At 51.6% G+C, this 25,137-nt stretch carries 21 protein-coding genes; 9 read left to right on the forward strand and 12 right to left on the reverse strand.

Annotated features, from left to right (window positions below):
- Nucleotides 1-82: 82 nt before the first annotated feature.
- The 3 genes from H6585_02915 to H6585_02925 all read right to left on the reverse strand — a co-directional run bounded on the left by H6585_02915 (nt 83) and on the right by H6585_02925 (nt 2,588).
- Nucleotides 83-328: a hypothetical protein gene (locus tag H6585_02915; GenBank protein ID MCB9447278.1), complete on the reverse strand. Its 246-nt coding sequence runs from the start codon at nt 326-328 to the stop codon at nt 83-85.
- 570 nt (nt 329-898) lie between these two features.
- Nucleotides 899-1,612 carry a hypothetical protein gene (locus tag H6585_02920; protein MCB9447279.1) on the reverse strand — a complete coding sequence of 238 codons (714 nt, stop codon included), beginning with the start codon at nt 1,610-1,612 and terminating at the stop codon, nt 899-901.
- On the reverse strand, nt 1,605-2,588 hold the full coding sequence (locus H6585_02925; protein MCB9447280.1) for a hypothetical protein: 984 nt from the start codon (nt 2,586-2,588) through the stop codon (nt 1,605-1,607). Before H6585_02925 ends, H6585_02920 begins: the two co-directional genes overlap by 8 nt.
- A 184-nt stretch (nt 2,589-2,772) precedes the next feature.
- On the opposite strand from H6585_02925, the gene H6585_02930 reads away from it, so the two are divergent.
- Together H6585_02930 and H6585_02935 are read left to right on the forward strand one after the other, a co-directional pair.
- Entirely contained in the window at nt 2,773-4,332 is a 1,560-nt protein-coding gene (locus H6585_02930) for a VWA domain-containing protein (protein ID MCB9447281.1), read from the forward strand.
- A 369-nt stretch (nt 4,333-4,701) separates the two neighbouring features.
- Entirely contained in the window at nt 4,702-5,667 is a 966-nt protein-coding gene (locus tag H6585_02935; protein MCB9447282.1) for a potassium transporter, read from the forward strand.
- 2 nt (nt 5,668-5,669) lie between these two features.
- Here the strand turns inward: H6585_02935 and H6585_02940 are convergent, their stop codons facing one another.
- The 9 genes from H6585_02940 to H6585_02980 form a co-directional block, all read right to left on the reverse strand.
- On the reverse strand, nt 5,670-9,710 hold the full coding sequence (locus H6585_02940; protein ID MCB9447283.1) for a gliding motility-associated C-terminal domain-containing protein: 4,041 nt from the start codon (nt 9,708-9,710) through the stop codon (nt 5,670-5,672).
- A 1,094-nt stretch (nt 9,711-10,804) separates the two neighbouring features.
- Nucleotides 10,805-11,500: a sulfite exporter TauE/SafE family protein gene (locus H6585_02945; protein ID MCB9447284.1), complete on the reverse strand. Its 696-nt coding sequence runs from the start codon at nt 11,498-11,500 to the stop codon at nt 10,805-10,807.
- Entirely contained in the window at nt 11,497-11,934 is a 438-nt protein-coding gene (locus H6585_02950) for a FixH family protein (protein ID MCB9447285.1), read from the reverse strand. The genes H6585_02945 and H6585_02950 overlap by 4 nt, the downstream gene beginning before the upstream one ends.
- Nucleotides 11,935-11,936: 2 nt before the next feature.
- On the reverse strand, nt 11,937-13,346 hold the full coding sequence (ccoG, locus tag H6585_02955; GenBank protein MCB9447286.1) for a cytochrome c oxidase accessory protein CcoG: 1,410 nt from the start codon (nt 13,344-13,346) through the stop codon (nt 11,937-11,939).
- Between the two features lie 31 nt (nt 13,347-13,377).
- Entirely contained in the window at nt 13,378-14,157 is a 780-nt protein-coding gene (locus tag H6585_02960; protein MCB9447287.1) for a c-type cytochrome, read from the reverse strand.
- A 400-nt stretch (nt 14,158-14,557) separates the two neighbouring features.
- Nucleotides 14,558-14,740: a CcoQ/FixQ family Cbb3-type cytochrome c oxidase assembly chaperone gene (locus H6585_02965; protein ID MCB9447288.1), complete on the reverse strand. Its 183-nt coding sequence runs from the start codon at nt 14,738-14,740 to the stop codon at nt 14,558-14,560.
- Complete coding sequence (gene ccoN, locus H6585_02970) at nt 14,740-16,941, reverse strand: cytochrome-c oxidase, cbb3-type subunit I (GenBank protein MCB9447289.1); 2,202 nt, start codon at nt 16,939-16,941, stop codon at nt 14,740-14,742. The genes H6585_02965 and ccoN overlap by 1 nt, the downstream gene beginning before the upstream one ends.
- Entirely contained in the window at nt 16,941-17,108 is a 168-nt protein-coding gene (gene ccoS, locus H6585_02975) for a cbb3-type cytochrome oxidase assembly protein CcoS (GenBank protein ID MCB9447290.1), read from the reverse strand. The genes ccoN and ccoS overlap by 1 nt, the downstream gene beginning before the upstream one ends.
- 112 nt (nt 17,109-17,220) lie before the next feature.
- Complete coding sequence (locus H6585_02980; GenBank protein ID MCB9447291.1) at nt 17,221-19,626, reverse strand: heavy metal translocating P-type ATPase metal-binding domain-containing protein; 2,406 nt, start codon at nt 19,624-19,626, stop codon at nt 17,221-17,223.
- Between the two features lie 241 nt (nt 19,627-19,867).
- Here H6585_02980 and H6585_02985 point away from each other — a divergent pair, with 241 nt between their 5' ends.
- The 7 genes from H6585_02985 to H6585_03015 all read left to right on the forward strand — a co-directional run bounded on the left by H6585_02985 (nt 19,868) and on the right by H6585_03015 (nt 25,137).
- Complete coding sequence (locus H6585_02985) at nt 19,868-21,070, forward strand: molybdopterin molybdotransferase MoeA (protein MCB9447292.1); 1,203 nt, start codon at nt 19,868-19,870, stop codon at nt 21,068-21,070.
- A gap of 110 nt (nt 21,071-21,180) precedes the next feature.
- On the forward strand, nt 21,181-22,566 hold the full coding sequence (locus H6585_02990) for a tyrosine phenol-lyase (protein ID MCB9447293.1): 1,386 nt from the start codon (nt 21,181-21,183) through the stop codon (nt 22,564-22,566).
- Between the two features lie 191 nt (nt 22,567-22,757).
- Entirely contained in the window at nt 22,758-23,072 is a 315-nt protein-coding gene (locus H6585_02995; GenBank protein ID MCB9447294.1) for a LysR family transcriptional regulator, read from the forward strand.
- A 2-nt stretch (nt 23,073-23,074) separates the two neighbouring features.
- Nucleotides 23,075-23,818 (forward strand): sulfite exporter TauE/SafE family protein, encoded by a 744-nt coding sequence (locus H6585_03000; protein MCB9447295.1) that lies wholly within the window; start codon nt 23,075-23,077, stop codon nt 23,816-23,818.
- Nucleotides 23,815-24,399: a molybdenum cofactor guanylyltransferase gene (locus H6585_03005; GenBank protein ID MCB9447296.1), complete on the forward strand. Its 585-nt coding sequence runs from the start codon at nt 23,815-23,817 to the stop codon at nt 24,397-24,399. The genes H6585_03000 and H6585_03005 overlap by 4 nt, the downstream gene beginning before the upstream one ends.
- Nucleotides 24,396-24,635, forward strand: a complete 240-nt coding sequence (locus tag H6585_03010; GenBank protein MCB9447297.1) for a MoaD/ThiS family protein — start codon at nt 24,396-24,398, stop codon at nt 24,633-24,635. Before H6585_03005 ends, H6585_03010 begins: the two co-directional genes overlap by 4 nt.
- Nucleotides 24,636-24,687: 52 nt before the next feature.
- The gene (locus H6585_03015) at nt 24,688-25,137 is read left to right on the forward strand and encodes a molybdenum cofactor biosynthesis protein MoaE (GenBank protein ID MCB9447298.1); all 450 of its coding nucleotides are present in this window, start codon (nt 24,688-24,690) and stop codon (nt 25,135-25,137) included.

Genomic DNA, 25,137 nt, shown 5'->3' on the forward strand with positions numbered 1-25,137 from the left:
GGTTGTTTTTCAGGTAAGATAATTTGCCGTTCATTGTAAGGAACCACAATCGTTGGCTACGGTCCTCATAAATATGAAAGACTTAATTGTCGGCTACCCCTTCTGCCATGCCGAAATTTTCAAATCGACGACCATCAAACCTGCTTACGCCATTGTCTGTACTGAGCCAGATATAACCTTGTGCATCCTGGATCACTTCATAGAGGGTGGTGGAAGGCAATCCGTCTTCCATGGTGTAGTGGTGGGAATGGGCTTGTTGGCCGGCTGCCGGAGTCAATCCGGTCAGTAGGCAGGGGATCCACAATAACAGGAGACGCAGCGTTGACATTCCGGCAAAGATACGCCCGAAAGCAGATGGTTAATCCGGATCACAAGACAAACGTCCACCCATAAGGATCGTTCAATCAACCTTTGGGCAGCGCTTACTAAATGAAGGCTGTCGTTTATCATACTTTTCCCTTCGCCCATCCATGATTCCCGATTTTTGTTTTGAACAAGGAATCCGGCCATCTGAAAACCTTGCGGATGATCGGATGTGAACAAGTGTTCCGGCAGATGGTAATGGTTGAATTGTGGATGAGGCGAAGCAATGGAAGATTCCGTTGGTGACGTAGATGCGGGTGCCGGATCAATCCAGGCACGGGCCGGAAGAAAACTTCCGGCCCTTTTTATGTCCGGCCCTTTTCCGGATCCGGGATTTTTCCGTCCCGATTTGGGAAGGATTCAGGGTGTGCCAAAAGCTAACACGTTGAAAATGAGTGATGACAGTTTCTGGCACGAAATTGACATATACCCTATCAGTTGAACATTACAGAGCTAACAGGTCAAAGGTCGGAACCCTCCGTTTCCGGCCTTTGATCGTTTATAGGGGTGAAGGATCGGTTATTGAATGACCGCATCAGCGTGGTGCCTCTACCCTGAGATCTCCCAGCTTCACTTCCCACGTTTTACTGGTTTCATCGCCGAATGATTTCATTTCCTTTCTGGTCACCACCTCGATTGTGGCTTTTCTCAGAAAAGATACCTGCGCCTGGTTCTTTTGGTAAGCCGTCAACTGAAGCATGCCTGTTACGTGGCCGGTGAGCACTGTGTCGCCCTGCCATTCTGTTCGATCGGATGCTTCCGGGTTGTTCCATGCCAGCCGCACCGAGTCAACGGACGATCCGAGGCTGTCCAGGAAATCCGCCACGGTCATTTCATCGGAACCACCATTTCTCAGGGTGATGCCTTTGATCCTTGCACCCTGTGAGAACAGATCATGCGCAGCGATGCCGGCTTGTTTGCGGATTTCCGGATCGAGGGATGCGTCGGCGGCCAGGTTCACATATCCGGCAAAGTCTTCCGCTTTTTCCAGTCCGCGCCGGATGAACAGTTCCGCCGTGGGTGAACCGGGCGCTTCCACCGCTTCCCAGGCCCGGGTGACGCTTTCGGGTTCGGCGGCTTCGGATTCTTCCATCGCCATCGCTTGTTCCTCTGTTACATATTCTTCCGCAGTCGCTTCCGTTTCTTCTCCCTCGTATTGTTCGTTGTCCTGTGGGGCGGATGCACAGGAGGCGACCCACACCCAGGCGGCCATCCATATATAAGGTAAGATCCGGTTCAGCCTATTCATGACCCTCATGGTTTTGGATGAAACGGAGGAAGGATATCTTGTCGCCCTTGTAGGTGCTTTCAATCACCTCGATGTTCCGAAGGCTTTTGACGGGCAGCGTGAGCTTGTTCACGAATTCCTCCCGGTTGTAGAGTTCGATGCCATGGTTTCCGTCTTCCACCACCTGCAGGATGCGGGCGTCTTCCGCGATCATGTCCATGAGCTGTGCCCGTCTTTTCTTCCAGTCTTTTGTGTTGGATGTGCTCAGGTAATGGATCATCATGGCATAGTCATTCGGGCGCAGCGAGAATTTCTCCCGGTAATCGGTCTTCCTATGCAGCACCCTTTCTATGGTGTCTGTTTTATAATAAGGTGATTGCACCACGAACCGCACCCGCTCGTCTTCCGTGTCGAAGCTTACGCACCCGGATGCGTCCACCTGGATGCGCCGGGGCGACTCACCGTCGCTGAGCAGCAACAACTCAATGCGACCGGCCGAGGCGGGCACATTGCGAAGGTGCTCCACAAAACAAAAGGTGCATGCGGTGACCTTCGGTTTCTTTTTCATCCATACCGGAGACAAAGCTGCTGCCAGGATCACCATCAGGATGGCCATCCTGCTCCTTTTCTTTTTTGATTTCCCGGAGGGTGTTGCAGGTTGTTCAGGTGGAGGAGCGGCTGCTGCAACTTCTTCCTTCGTACCGGAACCATCCGCCTTGTAGCAAAATGCCTTCCACGATTCATGTCCGGCGTATTTGCTCAGCATGTTCAGCATGTCGATCCGGGGCAGCGCTTCGGCCCGGTTCTTCATGTGGGTGTAAAACCATTTCTCACTGATGCTGCCGCCGGCCACCGTGCGGAGGTCTTCCTGGAAATCCACGATGTCCTGTCCCTTCCATTCCGGTAACGGGTCGGTACAGGCCGGGTGGCGTGACCGGAAAGTGGCCTCGATCTCCTGCTTTAGCAAGTCGAAATATGTCAGGTCCGATGTGGGCATGCTTGCCTATAACTTCTTCGTGAACAGGAGATTGGTTTTTTACAAGTGGATTACAAAGTCTTTACAACCGTTTTGCCGGGCATCCCGTTCGCCCCTGCCTAGGTTTGCTTCACAAATGTAAGTCAAACCTATAAAACCAACGACCATGAAAAAGATACAGTTTGGAACAAAGAGTGGTGCCATGATGGCCTTCGGCCTGGTAGCCATACTGGGCGCATGCAGCACGAACCACTACAAAGAAAACATGGAGATATACACGCAGGAGGAGGCAATGGAAATGGGTGAAGCATCCGAAGCAGAATCGATTGCATCAGAATCCTATGCGTGGGAGTCAGAACAACCGACGGGAGAATCCTATGCCCACACCACCGAGAACCGCTTCAATGATGCAGCCGCCAGTCCGCTGTCTACCTTCTCCATTGACGTGGATCACGCCTCCTACACCAACGTGCGTCGCTTTCTTATGGCTGGATCATTGCCGCCGGCAGGGGCCGTTCGCATTGAAGAAATGATCAACTACTTTCCTTATGATTACGAAGGGCCGAAAGACGATCAACCGTTTGCCGTGCACACCGCCTATGGCGATTGTCCGTGGAATCCATCCCACAAACTCCTGCAGATCGGTTTGCAGGGAAAGAAACTCTCCACCGAACACCTCCCGGCGAGCAACCTGGTGTTCCTGATCGATGTGTCGGGTTCCATGTCGGATGCCAACAAACTGCCCTTGCTGAAGCGTGCCTTCAAACAGCTGGTGAACAACCTCGGGTCGAGGGACAGGGTAGCGATGGTGGTGTATGCGGGTGCGGCCGGACTGGTACTGCCTTCCACCTCATGCGACAACAAGGAAGCGATCATGGATGCGCTGGATAAGCTGGAGGCCGGTGGATCCACAGCAGGAGGTGCTGGCATTGAGCTGGCATACCAGGTGGCAAGCGAACACCTGGTTGCAGACGGAAACAACCGCGTGATATTGGCCACCGACGGCGACTTCAACGTGGGGGTATCATCCGAAGACGGACTGGTCAGGCTGATCGAGAAGAAACGTGAACAGGGTGTGTTCCTGACCATATGCGGATTTGGGATAGGCAACTACCAGGATTCCGATATGGAAGCGATGAGTAACGCCGGCAACGGAAATTACTTCTACATTGATTCTTACCAGGAAGCGCACAAGGTGTTCTCCAAAGAGATGCAGGCCACCCTGTTCACCATCGCCAAGGATGTGAAGATTCAGGTGGAGTTCAACCCAAAGGAAGTGCAGCAATACCGGCTGATCGGTTATGAAAACCGCATGCTGCAGAAGGAGGATTTCAATGACGATAAAAAGGATGCCGGGGAACTGGGCGCGGGGCATGCCGTGACTGCCCTGTATGAGATCGTTCCCGTGGGTGCAACCCCCGAAAAGGGAAATGTGGATCCTTTGAAATACCAGAAGACACAGGCCACAAGAGGAAACGATGGCGAACTGGCCACAGTCAAGCTGCGCTACAAACTTCCCGATGGGAGTGAAAGCAAGCTGCTCACACAGGTGGTACGGGCGGAAGCCCCATCTGCCGGGATGGCTGCCGAGCTGCAGTTTGCATCTGCCGTGTCAGCCTTCGGCATGGTGTTGCGCAAGTCGGAATATGCGGGCAATACCGGATTTTCGGATGTGTTGGAGTGGGCGAAAAAAGGTGTGGGTAGTGACCCGGATGGTTTCCGCCTTGACTTCATTGAGCTGGTGGAACTGGCGGAAGGACTGTAAGTGGTTTCTTTTCATAAACCCAAACGGCACTTTCGTTAACTGAAAGTGCCGTTTCGTTTATAGGGAGACAAATGCCGCCGGTTTGCGTCTTAACTTTTGCACGCACCTCTGCATCGATGTATAGATCTCGGACGGGTCGTTATGTAGGTTAGAATTTGGAGAGACCACCAAATGCGATCCGACCCGCCGGTTCAACCATATGGCACGCGCGGAAGGAGGAACCCGGCCACTGCCCTGGTTCAGGCAACCCTGGAAGTGTGTGCCTTTGTTCATGCAGGGAAGGCCTGTCTGCCGGTTGGCAGACGGGCCTTTTTGTTTGGAGGTATCCTTTTTCCTTTGCCTACCTTTGCGCCAGCAACCTCAAAAACTATGTCTATCCTCCAGCGCTTCCGCGAATCCGAATTGGGATTCGGTACCAAAACCTCCGGGCAGCGTTCCCGGTTGATCAACCGCAACGGCTCGTTCAATATCCGGCGTGTCGAACAATCGAGATGGAAGTCCTCCAGCCTGTATCATACACTGATCACTTTGCATTGGTGGAAGTTCAACCTGATCGTATTCGCATATTTTGTGCTGGTGAATGTGGTGTTCGCTTCTTTGTATTATTACCTGAGTCCGAATGGCATTGTGGGTGCGGAAGCTTCCGATGCTGCCGACCGGTTCCTGAACGCTTTCTTCTTTTCCACCCAAACCATCAGTACGGTGGGCTTCGGCAGGCTGAGTCCGGGTGACCACATGACCAATGCCATTGCAGCGGTGGAATCTCTCATGGGTCTGTTGGGTTTCGCCCTCGTGACGGGATTGTTGTACGGCCGGTTCTCCAGACCCAAGGCTCGTTTGCTGCAGAGCGACCACGCCATCATTGCGCCATTCAAAGGCGCGCGTGCCTGGCAGTGCCGTATTGCCAATAAAATGCGCAACAGCCAGCTCACCCATATGGAAGCCAAGGTAACCGTTGCCAAGGTCGTAGAAGAAGATGGTGTTCCGGTGCGCAGGTTTTTTTCGCTGGAACTGGAATTGAAATCGATTGTGTTCTTTCCGATGACGTGGACACTGAACCATCCCATCAACGCCGATAGTCCGTTGTTCGGAATGGAAGCAAAGGATTATGAAAAAGCGGACGTTGAATTTCTGATCTCCATCACGGGGTTCGATGATACCTTTTCACAAACGGTGCATACCCGTCTTTCCTATACCTGGCAGGAGATGTTGCACGGTGCCAGGTTTGTCAGCGTTTTCGGTAAAGATGCCGACGGCGGAACCTCACAAGACCTCCGCAAGCTGAGCGCTACAGAAACGGCTGCATTGCCCGCCTGGGAACTGGCTACGGTATAGCTTTACCTGATCAGTGATACGTGCCCGATGCGTTTGTAGTCTTTGCCATTGCAGTCCGTTGCCTTGATCAGCCAAACATACACATCTTCCTGTGCAACTACATTCTCGCTGGTTTTGCCGTCCCATCCTGTCAGTGAAGTGGTTTGGAAAATAAGGTTGCCCCATCGGTCAAAGATGTACATTTCAAAGTCGCAGTAGTTATACTGGCCTACGGTGAAGAGGTCGTTCACGCCATCCTTGTTCGGTGTAAAGGCATTGGGAACATAGATCGCTGAAATGTCTTTCACGCATACGGTTTGTTCCAGTGTGTCCACACATCCGTACTGGTTTTCAATCGCCAGCAATACATTGTAGCAGCCTGTATCCTGGTAGACGTGGCTGGGGAATTGACTTGTGGATGTGCTGTCGTCATCAAAGTCCCAATACCATGAGATGGCATCGCTGGATTTGTCTACAAAAGTGATCACCGGATTCATGATGGTAACTTCCCACGGATTGGCAACAAAGTTCGCTTGCGGGATGATCATGTTGTTGTGCACCGAAATGGTGTCGGCGATGATACATCCGTTGGCATCCGTTACAACCACACCATATGTTCCTGCTTTCAGTCCGCTCACGGTGGCGGCGGTTGAATTGCCAGGGGTATTCCATTGGTAGCCGTAAGGCGATGTGCCCTGGTCGGGAGTAGCGGTTACCGTACCGCTGCTGTCGCTACAGATCTCATCGGTTTCTGCCAGTTCCAGCAGCAGCGCTGTGGGTTCGTTAATGGTAGCGGTGGTACACACCTGGCAGTTGAGTTGGTCGGTGAGACAAACGTTGTATGTGCCTGCGCACAATCCCGTGGCAGTAGCTGCGGTCTGACTGTTTGCATCATCCCATGTGTAGTTGTATGGCGGGGTTCCGCTGGCGCCAACCACGGTAGCGGTTCCGGTACAGTCGCCGTTGCAGAGCGGATCGGTGGTGCCTTGCAGGGTAATGGTGGGAGGGGGTGTGCCGCCCACGGTTGCGTTGTCGGTGATGGTACAACCGCTGGCATCGGTGACGGTCACATTGTATGTGCCTTGTACGAGTCCGGTTGCTGTTGCCGTTGTTTGCCCGTTTGCATCATCCCACAGGTAGGTGTAGGTAGGTGTGCCACCTCCGGGTGTGGCTGTAGTGGTACCTGCTTGTCCGCAGCTTACATCGGTTGAGCTTACGGTTAGGGTGAGCGGGGTGGGTTCAATGATGGTAGCCGATGATGTGATGGTGCAGCCATTGCCGTCGGTCACGGTCACGTCGTATGTGCCGGCGATCAGTCCGCTGATTGTTGCGGTTGTGCCTCCTGTCGGTTGCCAGTTGTAGCTGTAGGTGGGAGTGCCACCGCTCACGGTAATGGTGGCCGTTCCGTTGGTTTCACCGTTGCATAGGATATCGGTATGCGATGTGGTTTGCGAAAGTGCTGTGGGTTCGGTAATGGTGGCTGTGGTGGTGGCGGTGCATCCGTTGATATCGGTCACGGTAACGGTATAGGTGCCTGCACACAGTCCGGTTGCAGTTGTGCCAGCCTGGTTGTCACTCCACAGGTAAGTATATCCGGGTGCTCCACCGGTGCTCGATACCGATGCAGTTCCGGTACAGTCTCCGTTGCAGGGCGGATTTGTAGTGTTGTCGACGGTAACGGTCGGACTGTTAATGCCCACCACTGCCGTATCGCCTGTGATGGAACATCCGTTGGCGTCGGTCACTGTTACCGCATAGGTGCCTGCTCCGAGTCCGGTCATCGTTGCCGTGGTGGCACCGCCCGGCATCCATATATAGGAATAATTGGGCGTTCCTCCGGAGGCGGTCACGTTCACCGAGCCGTCGAGGTTTCCGCAAGTGGTGCCCACAGATCCGAAGGTAATGGCAAGTGCTGTAGGTTCGGCAATGGTTTCTGTAGAAACGGAGGTACATCCGTTGGCATCGGTTACGGTAACACTATAGGTGCCCGCACTCAGTCCGCTGACGGTTGCTGTTGTTGCTCCTCCCGGGGCCCACAGGTACGTATAGTTGGGCGTGCCTCCGGATGCGGTCACACTTGCAGATCCATCTGAACCGCCATTGCAGAGGTTATCGGTTTTTGATGAAGTGGTGATGAGCGGTTCGGGACCATCCACGGTGGTGGACGTTACTGCGGTGCAACCGGTGGCATCGGTGATGGTCACGCTGTAGTCGCCGGTGCAAAGCCCGGTGATGGTTCCGGCAGTATTGCTGGTTTCGCCGTTGCTCCATTCGAAAGTATATGGTTGAACACCGTCCTGATCAACCGTTACCGTGGCTGTTCCGTCGCAGGCACCCGAGCAGGTCTCAGGGGTGCTGGTGGCGCTGATCACGGGTGCGCCTGAACTACTTACATTCTCGGTAGCGGTTGAGGTGCATCCGAACTCACTTGTAACGGTAACTGTGTAGCTGCCCGGACAGAGACTGTTGCATGATGCGGAGGTGCAACCATTGTCCCATGCATAGGTATAGTTGCCCGTGCCCGCGTCTACCGATACGCCTCCGTTGCATTGGCCGCAATCGGTTGGGGTGGATGACGTGGTGAGCACCGGAAGCGGGTTCACGGTGATTGTTGTGTCGCCTGTTGCTTCCAGTCCGTTGGCGTCTGTAACGGTTACATGGTAGGTGGTGGTGGTAGGCGGGCATACGTTGTGGATGCTATCGTTTCCAAGCCCGTTGTCCCAAACAAAGCTGAATGGTTGGGTGCCACCGATTGTGGTAACATGCAAGTCGGTGCATTCGCCTTCGCAGATTTCATCACCGGGTAGGGTGATGTCAAACGGACAGGGGTCAACGATGACGGTTACCTGATCTTCGTACGTGCAATCACTCTCGTCGGTAATGGTGACGGTGTAGGTGGTGGTTGTGGTAGGAGATGCGATGGGGTTCTGGCAATTTGTGCAGCTCAGTCCGGTCGAGGGCGACCATGTATAGGTGGTGGTGCCGTATTCGTACTGGGGCGTGGCATTTAACTGAACGCTTCCTCCCAGGCAGATGGTTTGATCGGGTCCTGCGTCCACTTCCACTGAAGCGAATTCGCCTGTGCCGCCGAAGGTGAGATCAAAACCGTTGTTGGCGGAAGTGAAGTTGTTGATGAGGATACCATACGTGGTTCCGGCCACCATATCCACATATTTCACAAAAGGTTTTTGACCACTTCCGCAGCCGCCCGGCTCGGATGTGGTTGTGGATGTCATGTCTGTTCCTGTAGATCCGTTCGGACCCAGGCAGGAGGAATAGTCACATCGGATCGCACTTTTCTGATCGCAATTGCCGGTCGGCATTTCAAACAGCACCCAGTCCCAGTCGTCGGTACCGTTGCTGGGGGTGATGCTGTAAGTGAGTGTTCCGGAGGTTTTGCAGGTCCAATAGTACCAGACGGTGTTTGATTCCGGAGAAACGCCTGCACAGGTACCGCTGGCCTCCGCGTTGTCATTTCCAGCACCCGAAATGGAGCCGGAAGTAACGGGATCTTTGGAGCATAGCCAGTGTGCACTGTTGCAGTCTGATCCCGGATATACGGGTGCATCATAGTTGTTGACGCATAGCTTGAAAGTTCCCTGAGTGAAACTTCCGTCTACCCGGATGTAGTAATCCTGACCGGCCACCAGTCCGCCTTTGTAAACCGAAGCGGTATCTATGAATCCGTCGTTGGTGGCACAGGGTAGGATATTGAAGTTCTGACAATCGGTGGTGGTGTAAAGTTCCACTTCCGGTTGTGACATGTTTCCGCCCAGCTGGTTGGAACCAACTACCTTAACCCTTATGTCCTTGTTGGTGGCAGTGAAAACAAACCACACGTCGTGGGTGCCTGTTCCTTTCCAGCATGTTCCTTTTGCCAGGTTGCCGGGGTTGGTAGCGCCCACTGTCGTGTACGCACCGTTGGCGGAACACCAATTGTTCAGGTTGGTAAGTCGGATTGCGTTGTTACAGTCATCATTGGCCGGTTGTGACCATGCCAGTATGGGCAGGATAAGGATGGCCAGGATACTTAATACGCTTGTAGAAAAGCTTTGCTTTTTCATTGGGGAGAATGGTTGCAAATAGATAAAATGGATGAAAAACTAAACTCCTTCGCAAATTCCTTCTTGATACACTCTGTTACGGAACTAAAACAAATTTACATTATAGACCCTGTAAATGCAATGTAAAATAAGCATTTGATTCAGGTTTCGGCCCTGAATTTATTAAATGCCCCGACAAAATAAAAGCTGGTTTATGTTGATATAATGAGCTTTTTGTTTGGAGTGTAACCAAATTTTTGTCAACGGGAGACTAAAAATTCCGAAGAAATATTGGCTAAATCAGGTGTTGGTTGTATAGGATTTGGTATCGGGCCGCACGCACGAAAGTGGGACGAACGTTTTGGCAGGACTTCGGATTTCGTGTTGAAAACTTAACTGTGCAGGTGCATCCTCGGGCATCGTTCCATGTAACCGCAAGGGAGTGGCAACAAAGCCTGAGTGGGTAGCTGTGGTGATGTTGCCTGGTATCCATCAGTGGTGTGTGCCGGGTGTGCTTCCGGCAATGGATACGGTTACCGGGCCTTCGGATGCACCATAACACAGATTGGTTGATAAGGGCAGCGGTTCCGTTGCGACCGTTGGCGCATGTTTCAGGGGTGGTGTCAACCCCTGATCTCTGAAGCTCCGAAACCGCTGATGTTTTTAGAAGATCTTGTGGAATAGATATGTGATGCCGGGCCAGGTAATACCCGTCATTGGTCGGGTGGTTGCACGACAGTGATGAACTTATTTCAAATGTGAAAAAGCAGCAACTCTCCGGTATGCAGTTGTTCATCTTCCATGGTGGGGAGGAAGGTGCGGGTGAAAACTGAAAGACTAAGATTCAAGATTATGCTACACAGAATAATCAAGAAGTGGGGAGTGAGGTAAAAGTAAGGGATGGTGGCTTTACTTGCAAAGAATAACAAGGAATCGGAGTGGGGTTGGCTATTTTTTTGTAATCCTTCTATACGGAATAAAATATTGATTATGGCGCCAAATTAAGGCTTAACGCAGGTTTAATTCTGGACAGTGTTGCCTGTTGGTTGTTATGGGAGGCTAAATAAAATTCAATTATGGATAAAAATGGAGAGGCTGTTAAACTCCGGTCCAAATCAATGGCAATGGTGATGAGTGGTACCGGTAAGTTCCGGACTGATATACGGAATGCCCAGGTTGAGTCCGCGCATGATCAGCAGGATGGCCATCACACCGATCACAACCGGAACAAGTTTCCGGAAGTGCATGCGCATGCGACTGCCTGCCAGACTGCCTGCCAGCATCATGCCCAGCATGGCCGGCAGGGTACCCAAACCGAACAACATCATGAACAAGGCACCTGAGGTGATACCGGATGTGGCTACGGCTCCGGCAATGGCCATGTACACCAGGCCGCATGGAAGCAAACCGTTCAGCATTCCGGTAATCCACAAGGCTGGAAATGATTTCAGCGAGATGCGCCTCGCCAATGCTGTTTTCAGGGGAGTGATCACCCTGCCGATCCCTGATGATAGTTTGTTTTGTGCCGATGAAAGTTGAATGCCGAGTGCGGTGAGTAGTAACAGTACACCGAGGGTGATGGACAAGGCCTGTTGCAGTCCTGCCCAGGCAAATGTCATTCCGATGGCCCCGAAGACTGCCCCAAGGATAGCATATGTAACGGCACGACCTCCATTGTAGATAATCGCTCCCAGGATGCGTCCGCTCCAGGGGCGATGATGCACCGGCAGGGCCAGCGCGATCGGTCCGCACATGCCCACGCAGTGCAGGCCGCCTACCAGTCCCATCAATATGGCGCTCCACCAGATCATCTTAAGAACAGTTCTTTTTCTGAATAATAGGACACGCCTGCCGCCATCCAGTCGCCCTGCACCATGTAATATTTCCCGGTGAACTTTTCCATGGGAATGCGTTGAATACCGTTTGCGTCCGGACTTATCTCCACTTCGAAATCCTTCTGTTGATCCGCCATGCATTTGAAGACCAGCTTGCCTGAAGGCATGTTGGGCTGAATCTCTTCCGGAAATTTCACGTCCACTCCTTCATTATTCCGGGAAAGGACGATGTCATCACCCAGCGCCTTTACATTGTGCATTTTGTTGATCTGCTCCTGAAAGGCAAGTTCCTTGGCGTAGTAGTTGTCGTCCATCAGGTCTACCTTTTCGATGGATGTGCGGTATACCATATATAATATACCCACCACGAAGGCGGTATAGGCAATGGCTATTTTGTATCCCCAGTTCATGATCAATAAGTTTTGATTGGACCTAAAAACGATGTTTTGATGGTTTCAATAAGCTCTTCGTTGTGGTAAACACCCACGGTTACCTTCACATTGAAATCATGCAATTCTTCTTTGTCTAACATGATAAGTAGTTCACCTTCCTTCATGCCATGCGGTTCCACTTCTACCGGGTTCCCGATGATCTTGATCTCTCCGGGACCTGATGTGATGCGGAATGCCAACGGAAGATCTTGGCCGGTTTTGTTGAGTACCTTGAAGTTGTACATGTTGGAAATACGTCCGTCATCCATCTTCTGAAAGGTGAGGCCGGGAATGCGCAACAGCGTGGTTTCCACATCCGAGCGGGTGACCAGCAGCGCCACCATGGCCACGATCAGCAGGCTCAATACGGCCGTATAACCTTTGAGCCGGTTGGTGAAGGTGAATTTCACCCGGTCGGCGATTTCGCTTTCGCTGGCATAACGGATCAGTCCCTTCGGCTTTTTGATCTTTTCCATCACGTGGTTGCAGGCATCAATGCAGGCGGTGCAGTTCACGCATTCGAGCTGTGTGCCGTTGCGGATGTCGATTCCGGTGGGGCACACCCGTACGCATTCATGGCAATCCACGCAATCACCTTTTTCTCTTTGGTCTTCCTTTTTGCGGATCATGCCCCTGGGTTCGCCCCGGTGATAATCATAGGTCACCACGATGGAGTTGCGGTCCAGCATCACGCCCTGGAAACGGCCGTACGGACAAACATTCGTACATACCTGTTCGCGGAAGAAGGCGAACACGAAATAAAATGCCCCCGAAAAAACCATCATGGAGGTAAGCCCTCCCACGTGCTCCGACGGTGGGTCGGTGATGATCTTTTCCAGTTGACCGATCCCGATGATGTAGGCGAGGAATGTGTTGGAGATGATGAATGCGATCAGGAAAAAGACAGAATGTTTCAAGATTCTTTTCCGGATCTTGGCCGCTGTCCACGGCGCGTTGTCGAGTTCCTTCTGTTGCTTCCAGTCGCCATCGATCCAGTATTCGATCTTGCGAAAGACCATTTCCATGAACAGGGTTTGAGGACACACCCATCCGCAGAAAAGCCTTCCGAAGGCCACGGTGAACAACACCACGAACACGATCAGGATGATGAAGGCCAGCACGAACAGGTGGAAGTCCTGTGGCCAGAATACCTGCCCGAACAATACGAATTTCCGCTCCAGTACATTGAACATCAGGAAAGGTTCGCCTTTGATCTTCAGGAACGGACCTGCGAACAGGAAGGCCAGCAGGAACCAGCTCACATAGGTGCGCAGGTTGTAAAACTTTCCTGTTACTTTCTTCGGGTAGATCCAGATCCGCCGTCCCTTCTCATCCACCGTCGACAGCTTGTCGCGGTAGGATGTACTTTCCGATGTATGTGATGTACTCATCTTGCCCTTCTTTTCCCTGTGCCGTTTTACATCAGGGCGTGTTGGTTTGGGGCGTTTCAGTCTGAACCTGCGCTGTATTTGTGGTGTCCGATGGTACGGCAGTGGTGTCTGCCGGTGCATCCTGAACAACGTCTTGTTCTGACCAGGGATCTCCTTCAGGTGCTTTGGCATCCGGAGGGTTGCTGCCCTGTAGGCTCCAGACATAGCTGGCCACCTCGTGAATGTTGGCGGCTGATAACTGGGATTCCCATGAGATCATGCCTTTTTCCGGTACGCCGTGACGGATGGTTTTGAATACATTTTTGATGCCGCCGCCATGTTTCCAATAGGTGTCGGTCAGGTTCGGCGCCATGCCGGTTCCTTGTCCTACGCTGCCGTGGCAGGTAATGCAGTTGGTCTGAAAGATCGTTTTTCCGCGCTCAAGCGAAGCAGCATCCGTTAATGCTTCCACGTTGGTTTCATCCACCAGGTTGGCCATTTTGGATTTGTAAGCATCTACTTCTATTTGTGCGGCTGCAATTTCCTTTTCGTACTCCACTGCAGACAGGTCACCTTCACCTGAGATGTGGTAATAGAAAATGTACACTGCTCCCCAGATGATGGTGCCATAGAACATGTACACCCACCACGGCGGAAGTACGTTGTCGAGTTCGCGGATGCCGTCATAGCTGTGGTCCATCATCACCTCTTCTTCGCGTTCTATGGGGATGGCGCGTGTCAGGCTTTCGGAAATCTGGGTGATGAAATCGGTTTCTTCCTCTTCGGTTTTGCCTTGAACCACAGCGATAAGTTTTTGAAGGGTTCGCAGCATGGAAATGAATATGCCGAAAAGAATGATGTTAAGCACCACCAAAAGAATAAGGGAAGGGTCGTCGAAATAACCGGATGTAGTGACCAATAAAAATGGCAATCCGGCGGCATTCGTGGCGGTGGATTTACCGTTTGAATTCTTTCCAATGTGGCATTGGGTTACCAGGTTGCGGATGGCAATGGTAATACCAATTATGAAAAGCAATTGGATGAGAGCAAGGCAGCCCAGAACGATGTACGCTGTCCATTGTGGTTGCCAGGGATCACCGGTGGCTGCTGCTGCCGGTTGTGCGAACAATATCACGAGTGCTGACAGGGTCAGGGCTTTCACGCTTCCGGATCTTCGGTTGCTCCGACCGTTTGATGTGTGCTGGCTCATGTGCGTAGGTGTTGTAGTTGAATTATGATTCATGCTTGTCGTTGCCCAGGGGCATGTTTTTCATTTCGTCAATGTGTGCACGGCTACTGGTGATGGCCAGGTAGCTGGCCACCACGAACACGCCGAAGAACAGGCAGAAGGAGATCACCGGATACATTTCAATATTCGTGATCGTGTCCATGTGGTGTTGGATGAACTTCAGCATTACTCTCCGGTTTGTGCAACAGTTGCGGTTGTGTCAGTTGATGCTGTGGGGGTTGTTTCAGGCTGCACGGGTTCGGCTGTCTTCACCACTTCATCTTTGACTTTGATGTCAGTTCCAAGTCGCTGCAGGTAGGCGATCACGGCTACAATTTCGCGGGTGCTCGGCACCTCAATGTCGGCTTTGGCCAGGTCGGCGGAAATTTCTTCGGCCTGTTTCATCAGGTCATTGTTGGCTTGTGAGGCATATCCTTCAGGGTAAGGAACACCCAGGGTGATCATCGCATTGATCTTGGCGGCCGTGGATGCCGTGTCAAGTTCGTGTTTGATGAGCCATTCGTACGTTGGCATTGTAGACCCCGTAGAAGTTTGTCGGGGATTCATCAGGTGGAGGAAGTGCCATGCGTTGTTGCGCTTTCCTCCCTCTCGTTGAAGATCGGGGCCGTTTCGTTTGGATCCCCACTGGAACGGGTGATCATACACAAACTCTCCCGCTTTGGAGTATTCCCCATAGCGTGCCGTTTCCGAGCGGAACGGGCGGATCATCTGCGAGTGACAGGTGTAGCAACCTTCGCGAATGTAGATGTCTCGACCTTGCAGTTCCAGCGGCGTATAGGGTTTCACGCTGCTGATGGTGGGGATGTTGGATTTGATGAGGAAGGTTGGCACGAGTTCTACCAATCCGCCAACAGCCACCAGTACCAATGAAAACACGAGCATCTGCACGGGGCGGCGTTCGATTACGCGGTGCCAGTGACTGCCTGCTTTGGCCTGGTAAACTTTCGCCAGGGCGGGCGCTTCCGCATCTTCGTTGGCCACCAGGCTGCCTGCTGCTGCCGTTTTAATCAGGTTCAACACCATTACCACCGCGCCTGCGAGGTAGAGCGAGCCACCGAAGGCGCGCATGGCGTAGGCATATTTGATCTGGAGAACCGTCTCAAGGAAATTGGGGTAGGCCAATGTGCCGTCGGGGTTGAATTCTTTCCACATCAGACTTTGGGTAATGCCCGCGAAGTACATAGGTACCACATAGAACACGATGCCGAGGGTACCCAGCCAGAAGTGGATGTTGGCCATGCGGACCGAATGCAGCTTGGTGTTGTAAAGCTTCGGGATCAGCCAGTACATCATACCGAAAGTGAGGAAGCCGTTCCAGCCGAGACCTCCCACGTGCGTATGACCGATGGTCCAGTCGGTGAAGTGGCTGATGGCGTTCACGCTTTTCAGCGACATCATCGGGCCTTCAAAGGTGGCCATGCCGTAACAGGTAACAGCCACCACCATGAACTTCAGTACCGGGTTCTCACGCACCGTATCCCATGCGCCGCGGAGGGTGAGCAGTCCGTTCAGCATACCACCCCATGAAGGTGCGATGAGCATGATTGAGAACACGGTTCCGAGCGATTGCGCCCAGTCGGGAAGGGCACTGTACAGCAGGTGGTGCGGACCGGCCCAGATGTAAAGGAAGATCAGCGCCCAGAAGTGGATGATGGAAAGTTTGTAGGAGTATACCGGTCGGTTGGCAGCCTTCGGAATGAAGTAGTACATCAGTCCGAGATAAGGTGTGGTCAGGAAGAATGCCACCGCGTTGTGGCCGTACCACCATTGCACCAGCGCATCCTGTACACCTGCATACCACGAGTAGCTTTTGAACAGGCTTACCGGGATCTCAATGGAGTTGACGATGTGCAGCATGGCAACCGTAACGAACGTGGCGATGTAAAACCAGATGGCCACGTACAGGTGTCGCTCCCGCCGTTTCAGAATGGTGCCAAGCATGTTGATCCCGAAAGAAACCCATACGAGGGCGATCAGGATGTCAATCGGCCATTCCAGTTCGGCGTATTCCTTACCGGTGGTTTTTCCCAACAGCAGGCTAACGGCGGCAAGCACGATGATGGATTGCCATCCCCAGAAATTCACCTTGCTTAGGAAGTCGGAAAACATCCTGGCCTTGAGCAGGCGTTGCAGGGAGTAATACACCCCGGCGAAAATGCCGTTGCCCACGAAAGCGAAAATGATCGCGTTCGTGTGAACCGGCCGGGTGCGTCCGAAGGTGAGCATTTCACCCGCATTGGCATCCGGCCAAACCAGTTGAAGGGCCACAACCAGCCCCACCAACATACCCACTATGCCCCACACCAATGTGGCGACGGCAAAGTTTCTGACAATCTTGTTGTCGTAGGAAAATCTTTCCAATTCCATCAGTCCGTAGTATTTGATTTTTGCTTAGGTGGATTGTCGTGCAGCATCCGCACCGAAGGGGTGTAGTCATCCTTGTATTGATCTGAGCGGATGGCCCAGATGAAAGCGACCAGAAAAATCGCTGCCACCAGAAAACTGGCTCCTATTAATATGTAGATGACTCCCATCGTTCGGACGCTGTACAATCCTGATTCAATTGCGAAGTACGGCCAAGTGCATCTGATTCATCATGACTGCTATCAGACGGCTCCATGACTTTTGTCACGTTTTGGAAAAGTGTTACCGGATGCGCCTTCCCAGCAGGAAAGTGGCGGCGGTGGTGAAGGCCACGATGGTTACCGAACTGAGCGGCATCAGGATGGCTGCGATCAGGGGTGTCAGATGGCCGGTGGCGGCGTATGAAATGCCAATGATGTTGTAAGTAAACGAGAGTCCGAAACTGGCATATGTTATGCGCATGCACCGCCGCGCGTATTGCAGCATGCGTGGCAGCTGGTGCAGTTGCCGGCCTTCCAGGATGGCATCACAGGAAGGCGAAAAGCTGTACACATCTTCGGAAATCGCCAGTCCTACATCCGCCTGCTTCAGTGCGCCGGCATCGTTCAGGCCGTCACCCACCATCAGTACATGATGGCCGGCTTCCTGTTTTTTTTGCACATACTGCAGTTTGTCCATCGGGCTCTGACGGAACAGGAGCTGGTTTTTGTTGGGGAAGCAGGCCGACAGCTGTTGTCTGTCCGCATCATCGTCTCCCGAAAGAAGGGAAAGGTCATATTGCGAAGAAAGGATGTTCAGCGTTTCATTCATTTGGTCCCGGTACCGGCGTGCGATCCGGAAGTATCCCCTGACGTTGCCGTTGATCGATATGTAAACCCTTGCGGCCTGGTCGTGGCCGGGTATGGTTTGATGGGTAACGAATACGTCCGAGCCCAGTCGCACCCGCATGCCATTAACAGCACCGCTGATGCCTTTAAAGGGCAGTTCGGTGTATTCTTCAACCGGTTGAATGTTTCCTTTTAATGATTGATAAATGATGCGGCTGTGCGGATGTCCGCTGTGGTGGGTGAGGGAGCGGATCAGGCTTGTTTCTTCCGTATCCAGGGGTGTGTCGCTTTCAAAGGTCAGCGTGGCGTTGCCGCCCATGGTGAGCGTGCCGGTCTTGTCGAAAACCACTGCATCCAGGTGCGCCATCTTCTCAATGGTCTGGGCATTTTTAAGGTAGAGACCTTTTCTGCCCAGCACCCGCAATGCATTCCCGAACGTGAAGGGAAGGGTGAGGGCCAGTGCGCACGGACAGGCGATGATCAGCACGGCGGTAATGGCATGCCAGGCCTTTGACGGATCCAGTAACCACCAGGTAATGCCTGTGATCAGTGCGATGGATAGGATACCAATGGTGAAGTAATAGCTGACCTTTTGCACGGTTTGTGAGAGTTCCTGGTCTTTGTTCTTGCGGAATACTTCCTGGTTCCATAGCCGCGTAAGGTAGCTTTGGGAAACGGCCTTTGTCAGTTCCACGGTGATGGCTTCTCCCGTTTGTTTGCCTCCGGCATACACGGGATCGCCGGTATGTTTCGGGGTGGGGTCGGATTCGCCGGTGACAAAGCTATAGTCGATTTGTCCGTCGCCTTCCACCAGGGTACCGTCGGCGGGGATCAGTTCCTGGTGGCGGATGCGCACCCGTTGCCCGGCTTTGAGTTGATGGATTGGGACCTGGGTTTCCGCGGAGCCATTTAATAAAGTAACCCCGATCGGAAAGTAGGAGGTGTAGTCGCGGTCAAAGGCAAGGGCGCGGTAGGTATACGACTGGTACCATTTGCCGATCAAGAGGAAGAAGACGAGGCCGGTCAGCGAATCCATGTATCCCGGTCCGGTGCCTGCCAGGATCTCATAGGTGCTTCGCATGAACAGAGCTGCAATGCCCAGCGCAATGGGGATGTCAATGTTGATGGTTTTGCTCCGGAGGGCGGTGAGTGCCGAGGCGAAATAGCCCGATGCTGCATAGAAGGCCACGGGCAGGCTCAGGGCCAGGCTGATAAGGCCGAACGCCGATCGGAAATGTCCGTCGATCTCCACCGGGTTGTGCAGGTATTCCGGGAAGCTCAGCAGCATGATGTTGCCGAATGCAAAGGCTGCTACGCCGATGCGATACAGCAAACCCCGATCCTGTTTGGGTTTTTCGGGTTTTTCCTGGTCCAGGGTGATCCTGGGCGGATAGCCGATGGTGGCCAGCAGGTCGGCCAGTTGTCTCAGCGGGAGTGCGCTTTCGTCAAAGGTGATGAATGCTTCTTTCTTCACGAAATCGACCTCGCAGCGGTAAATGGCAGGGTTCAGCCGATGGAGGTTTTCCAGCAGCCAGATACAGGAGCTGCAATGAATCTGTGGAAGGAACAAGGTGATGTTGGCCATGTGGCCGTCGTGGAAGTGAAGCAACTTCTCAACGATCTCCCGGTTGTCCAGGTAGGCATAGCGATGTTCCTGCTGGGATTGTTTGCGGCCGGGGTTTTTCTCCAGCACATAGTAGTCGTCAAGTCCGGATGCATGCAGGATTTCATAAACAGTCTTACAGCCTTCGCAACAAAAGGGATGTTCCTCCGCATCCACGATTGGAGATGTGTTGCAGGGATCACCGCAGTGGGTGCACATCAATGTGTCAGAAGCGGTCTTCTTTTGCAGGCTCTTCATTCAACCCGCAAGATATCTGATTCTGGCAGGGATGGTCAATGATATTGATCAGATGATTGGTTGCTATAAGTCAGTATTTTTTTGTTGCTCATTGGGTTAATTTGGAATTTAAAATGCGGCGCTATAGGTGCTGTTCTCCGGTGAGAGGGCATGTCAGAACTTGTTACCGAGAGCCAAGCCTGTTAAGAACCGTGGGGTTTATTGTGATGAAATGTATTGTGGTTTTGCAAAATGCTCAGATATGACCGATACACGTACGAATGTTGCCGTTGAAGATGCCAGGCGTTTGATAGAAGATCACGTGGGGCATTTGTCTGTGATCGGAATTGATGTACAAGATGCGGTGGGGTATGTGGTGGCTGAAGATGTTCTGGCGCCTATTTCCCTGCCTTCATTTGCGCAATCCGCTATGGATGGATTTGCGATCGGCATGTTGCCGGATGGAAACCGGGATGTTCAATGGAAGATAGTAGGTGAAGTGAAAGCGGGAGATACAAGGGAAGTGGTTGTAGGACCCGGTGAAGCCTTCAGGATATTTACCGGGGCGATGGTGCCGGGTGGGACATTCAGCATTGTGCGGCAGGAGGATGCAACCTGGTCAGATTGGGAGATGACGGTGCATGTATACCCCAATGCGGGGTCCAACATCCGACATGTTGGCGGGCAAGTGGCCAAAGGAGATGTGGCGTTGCCCAAAGGCACATTGCTTGGCCCTGCAGGTGTTGGGTTTCTGACAGGATTGGGTATGACTCGCGTGAGCGTGTACGCAAAGCCAAAGATTGGATTGGTTGTGACCGGAAGCGAATTGGTAAAATCCGGAGAGCCATTGCGCAAGGGACAGGTGTATGAAACCAATTCGGTTCTGTTACATACCGCATTGACGTCTGCAGGATATGAAACGACGGGGGTTCGTATGGTGGAGGATGATTTGGAGGCCACCTGTGATGCCATACGGCAAACATTACAAGAAGCGGATGTGGTTATTGTTTCCGGAGGTATTTCGGTCGGTGAATATGATTTTGTGCAGCGAAGCCTGGAAGCACTCAATGTTCATCCGATCTTTTATAAAATCAACCAGAAGCCGGGTAAGCCGATGTTTTTTGGGTTGGTTCAGCAAAACCTTTTGTTCGCTTTACCCGGAAACCCCGCGGCCGTTTTGATGTGTTATTACCAGTATGTGCTTCCTGCCCTGAGAAAAATGAGCGGTTATAAAGATGGAACACCCGCAAAGAGGATTATGTCACTTAAACAATCCTTCCGAAAAAAGGATCAACGCGCATGGTTTCTAAAGGCAAAAACGAATGGGAATCAGGTAGAGATATTAGAAAAACAGGGCTCAGATATGCTGATGGATTTCGCGCTTGCCGATGCTGTCGTTTATATACCGGCGGAAAGAACCGAGGTGGAAGCCGGAGGCGAAGTTGAAGTTTTTTTCCTTCCTTAAAACGGCACCCTTGCTGATGTGTTTGTGGTCTGTTCATTAAACAATGATACCGATCATATTGTGTGCTTTGTGTCATCCATAGCTTTGGGCCATATCCAAAGAAAAATGATATGAAGATTCCCGCATTGTCATCATGGGCTGAACCTTATAAGATCAAGGTTGTTGAGCCTGTTCATGTTCCCTCGAAAACTGCAAGGGAAAAAGCCATTGAAAAAGCAGGCTATAATACCTTCTTGTTGGATTCGGATGATGTTTATATTGATCTGCTTACAGACAGTGGAACAGCTGCCATGAGCGATCGGCAATGGGCGGGCATGATGCTGGGAGATGAGGCTTATGCAGGCAGCAGGAATTTTTACAACCTGGAACGAGCCATTCGGGAGTTTTATGGATACAAGTACGTGGTGCCCACCCATCAGGGGCGGGGAGCAGAACATCTTATATCCAAGATAATGATAAAGAAAGGTGACTACATACCCGGCAACATGTATTTCACGACAACGCGGTTGCACCAGGAACTGGCCGGGGGGCAATTTGTAGATGTGATCGTTGATGAAGCGCATGATCCCGAAAGTGAGTTTCCGTTCAAGGGCAATGTTGACCTTAATAAATTGGAAACCCTGATCAAGAAACATGGACCTGAAAAAATACCATACGTGTCGATAGCTACCACCGTGAACATGGCCGGAGGACAGCCAGTATCGTTGGAGAACTTACGGGCATTGAGAAAGCTGACCAATGAATACGGAATCAAAGTCATCCATGACATGACCCGGGTTGCGGAGAATGCATTCATGATTAAACAATGTGAACCGGGTTATGAAAATGTTCCGGTTAAGCGGATTGTCAAAGAGATCTGTTCGTTAACGGATGGAGCGACCATGAGTGCAAAAAAAGATGCCATGGTCAATATCGGGGGTTTCTTTGCAATCAATGATTTTCGGTTGTTTGAAGAAGCCCGTAATCTGGTGGTGGTGTATGAGGGGTTGCATACATACGGCGGATTGGCAGGCAGGGATATGGAGGCAATGGCCATCGGCATAGCCGAATCAGTTGATGATTTACATATCAGGGCCAGGGTGGGGCAAGTACATTATTTAGGACGGAAGCTGGAAGCGGCTAATGTTCCGGTAGTCAGGCCGCTTGGTACCCATGGTATATTTCTCGACGCAAAAAAAATCCTTAACCACCTTCCTCAAAAACTTTATCCGGCCCAAACCCTTGCGGCGGAAATTTATGTCGATTCTGCTGTACGTACGATGGAAAGGGGCATCGTGTCTGCAGGCAGGAATGCAAAAACGGGGAAGCACTATCAGCCTGAATTGGAATTAGTAAGGCTTACCATACCCAGGCGTGTATATACCCAGGCACACATGGATGTTGTTGCGGAATCGGTTGCTCGTGTATATGAAAGACGCGAGGAGATCAAGGGTCTGAAGATGATTTACGAACCCAAGTATCTCAGGTTCTTTCAGGCCCGTTTCGAGAAATTATAAACCACTTCTATGAAGTTGCTTCCGGGGCAAAGGAATTCCAGCTGATTCATTTCAGCAGGAAACCAACTTTTTACTGATACATATCATATTTTGAGTTCCTGTGACCTTTTACATTTGATCGTTATACATTCTAAAATATAACGGTGAGCAATATATTTCCATCCTTTGTTATCAAGAAGCGGCTCTGGGTCATGGGCCGCAATGGTGCATTTCTCGGAGAGGGAAGAATTGCATTGCTGAAGCATATTGATGCGTGCGGTTCCATCTCCAAAGCCGCCAAGGCAATGAAAATGTCGTACCTGAAAGCCTGGAAGCTGGTCGAATCCATGAACCAGACGTCGCATGGGGTGTTGGTTGTGAAGGCGCCCGGAGGGAAAGGAGGCGGAGGTGCACAACTGACCGATGCCGGACGGAAGATCATTGCTTTGTATGAACAACTGAATGCCAGGTGTGAGCGGTTTCTGCAAAAGGAATTGGAAAACCTGCTAAAAGAAAACCCTATTTAACCATGTTGTCTTCCATTCATTGGGTGGGTGTTTTTTTGTTGCTGTTACCGGTGATTGCATTTCTATATGCTTCTGTTGGTCATGGAGGTGCCAGCGGCTATCTGGCACTTATGGCGTTGTTCAGTTTCCCAACGGAAGTGATGCGGCCAACAGCATTGCTGCTGAATTTGTTCGTGTCGGGAATGGCTTTTATTCATTTCTATAAACAGAAACATTTTAGTTGGTCCTTGTTTTATCCTTTTGTGATCACATCTATTCCTGCCGCATTTTTGGGAGGTTATGTCGGAATCGATGCATCCATATATAAAAAGGTGCTGGGTGTTGTTTTGGCTTTTGCCATTTTGCGGATGGTAGGCGTATTCGGGCGGGAACGGACCAACATTGAATTGCCAAGGTTGTGGCAGGGATTGGTAACCGGCGTTCTGATTGGATTCATGTCCGGAATGATCGGGATCGGCGGGGGCATTGTATTAAGTCCGGTTATCCTTCTGATGGGATGGGGCGATATGAAAACCACTGCAGCGGTGTCCGCACCGTTCATCTGGGTAAACTCGGCGGCGGGAATGGGCGGCATGCTGATGAGTGGGATTTCCATCGACTCTGATGCGTTCCTAATGGTTGCGGTGGTGATGATCGGTGGAATGCTCGGCGGATATATGGGCAGCGGCAGGTTCAGTAATGCCAGGTTAAAATACATGCTTGCCTTTGTTTTGGCGATTGCATGTGTGAAATTGTTTTTGGTATGAGGGAGAAAAGGCATATATCAGGGTTTGTGCTTGCGGGTGGAAAGAGTACCCGGATGGGGCGCGATAAGGCCTGGATTGTTGTGAAGGGAAGGCCAATGATCGTGCATGCCATCAGTGCTTTGGAACCTATTTGCAATACCGTGGCCATTGTTGCCCAAGGCGAAATGTATAACAGTTTGGGCGTACCCATATATCAGGATGTGGTTGTGGGGGCAGGACCGCTTGCCGGTATTTGTACGGCCCTGGCTGTTTCTGATACCGAGGTCAATGTGTTTACATGCTGTGACAGCCCGTTCGTGGTACCTGATCTCCTGAGATTGCTGTTGGAGCAATCGGAAGGTTTTGATGCCGTGGTTCCCAGGATGAAAGATGCCGTTTATCCCCTCACTGCTGTTTACAAACGTACCTGCCTGCCTGCATTTGAAGCATGCCTGATGGCGGGTCAACTAAGTGTGAAAAAGACCATACACAGTGTGCACGTGAAATATGTGGATGTATTGGATGAGGATCCTTTTCTTGAAGCGCGTGTGCTCATGAACATCAATACACCCCGGGAATTGGAGAAAATCGATGCAATATGAAGATTACAATAAGATATTTCGGTCAGGTTTGTGACGTGGTGCGATTGCAGGTAGAAAACCTGGATGTTGACGAAGGGATTACGCTCGCAGAACTTCAGTTCCTGTTGAGAAAGAGATATGAAACATGGGATCCGTCCATCTGCCGGTTGGCCGTCAATCAGGTTTTGGAAAATGGTGGAACGGTACTACGTGCCGGTGACGAAGTGGCTGTTTTGCCGCCGTACGCCGGAGGTTAGGAGTTGACATTCGGTGAATGCATGAGATGAACAATACATGATACGAAGGTTTATGCAAAAAGTAGAAACGAAAAAAAGACAAGTGTGGGTGGAGGGTGCGATCCCTCCGACAGCCATTGCGCAGTCTATAGCCAAACATCAGACCCAAACAAAGATTGGAGCGCATCAGTTGTTTTTGGGGCAGGTCAGGGCTGATGTGGTTGAAGGAAAAACGGTATCTGCTATTGAGTATTCCGCATATAAGGAAATGGCGGAGCCCGTTCTTGAGAAGATCAGGGAAGGCGCCTTCACTCGATTTGATATTACCTGTCTGCATATTCATCATAGCCTCGGTACTGTTGAGGCAGGTGGAATATGCCTTTTTGTGTTTGTTTCCGCCTCACATCGCAAAGCGGCTTCTGAAGCCGTTCATTTTATCGTTGAGGCTATCAAAAGCAAGGTGCCGATCTTCGGCAAGGAGATTTTTGGCGATCAAACATACCAGTGGAAAACAAACAAATGA

This window comes from Flavobacteriales bacterium (assembly GCA_020635855.1).
In the GTDB taxonomy this organism is placed as follows: Bacteria; Bacteroidota; Bacteroidia; order JACJYZ01; family JACJYZ01; genus JACJYZ01.

What these genes read in the sequence shown, in the direction of transcription:
- H6585_02915 (MCB9447278.1), bottom strand. Translation starts at nt 328, where the DNA reads ATGTCAACGCTGCGTCTCCTGTTATTGTGGATCCCCTGCCTACTGACC.
- H6585_02920 (MCB9447279.1), bottom strand. Translation starts at nt 1,612, where the DNA reads ATGAATAGGCTGAACCGGATCTTACCTTATATATGGATGGCCGCCTGG.
- H6585_02925 (MCB9447280.1), bottom strand. Translation starts at nt 2,588, where the DNA reads ATGCCCACATCGGACCTGACATATTTCGACTTGCTAAAGCAGGAGATC.
- H6585_02930 (MCB9447281.1), top strand. Translation starts at nt 2,773, where the DNA reads ATGGCCTTCGGCCTGGTAGCCATACTGGGCGCATGCAGCACGAACCAC.
- H6585_02935 (MCB9447282.1), top strand. Translation starts at nt 4,702, where the DNA reads ATGTCTATCCTCCAGCGCTTCCGCGAATCCGAATTGGGATTCGGTACC.
- H6585_02940 (MCB9447283.1), bottom strand. Translation starts at nt 9,710, where the DNA reads ATGAAAAAGCAAAGCTTTTCTACAAGCGTATTAAGTATCCTGGCCATC.
- H6585_02945 (MCB9447284.1), bottom strand. Translation starts at nt 11,500, where the DNA reads ATGATCTGGTGGAGCGCCATATTGATGGGACTGGTAGGCGGCCTGCAC.
- H6585_02950 (MCB9447285.1), bottom strand. Translation starts at nt 11,934, where the DNA reads ATGAACTGGGGATACAAAATAGCCATTGCCTATACCGCCTTCGTGGTG.
- ccoG (MCB9447286.1), bottom strand. Translation starts at nt 13,346, where the DNA reads ATGAGTACATCACATACATCGGAAAGTACATCCTACCGCGACAAGCTG.
- H6585_02960 (MCB9447287.1), bottom strand. Translation starts at nt 14,157, where the DNA reads ATGCTGCGAACCCTTCAAAAACTTATCGCTGTGGTTCAAGGCAAAACC.
- H6585_02965 (MCB9447288.1), bottom strand. Translation starts at nt 14,740, where the DNA reads ATGCTGAAGTTCATCCAACACCACATGGACACGATCACGAATATTGAA.
- ccoN (MCB9447289.1), bottom strand. Translation starts at nt 16,941, where the DNA reads ATGGAATTGGAAAGATTTTCCTACGACAACAAGATTGTCAGAAACTTT.
- ccoS (MCB9447290.1), bottom strand. Translation starts at nt 17,108, where the DNA reads ATGGGAGTCATCTACATATTAATAGGAGCCAGTTTTCTGGTGGCAGCG.
- H6585_02980 (MCB9447291.1), bottom strand. Translation starts at nt 19,626, where the DNA reads ATGAAGAGCCTGCAAAAGAAGACCGCTTCTGACACATTGATGTGCACC.
- H6585_02985 (MCB9447292.1), top strand. Translation starts at nt 19,868, where the DNA reads ATGACCGATACACGTACGAATGTTGCCGTTGAAGATGCCAGGCGTTTG.
- H6585_02990 (MCB9447293.1), top strand. Translation starts at nt 21,181, where the DNA reads ATGAAGATTCCCGCATTGTCATCATGGGCTGAACCTTATAAGATCAAG.
- H6585_02995 (MCB9447294.1), top strand. Translation starts at nt 22,758, where the DNA reads ATGGGCCGCAATGGTGCATTTCTCGGAGAGGGAAGAATTGCATTGCTG.
- H6585_03000 (MCB9447295.1), top strand. Translation starts at nt 23,075, where the DNA reads ATGTTGTCTTCCATTCATTGGGTGGGTGTTTTTTTGTTGCTGTTACCG.
- H6585_03005 (MCB9447296.1), top strand. Translation starts at nt 23,815, where the DNA reads ATGAGGGAGAAAAGGCATATATCAGGGTTTGTGCTTGCGGGTGGAAAG.
- H6585_03010 (MCB9447297.1), top strand. Translation starts at nt 24,396, where the DNA reads ATGAAGATTACAATAAGATATTTCGGTCAGGTTTGTGACGTGGTGCGA.
- H6585_03015 (MCB9447298.1), top strand. Translation starts at nt 24,688, where the DNA reads ATGCAAAAAGTAGAAACGAAAAAAAGACAAGTGTGGGTGGAGGGTGCG.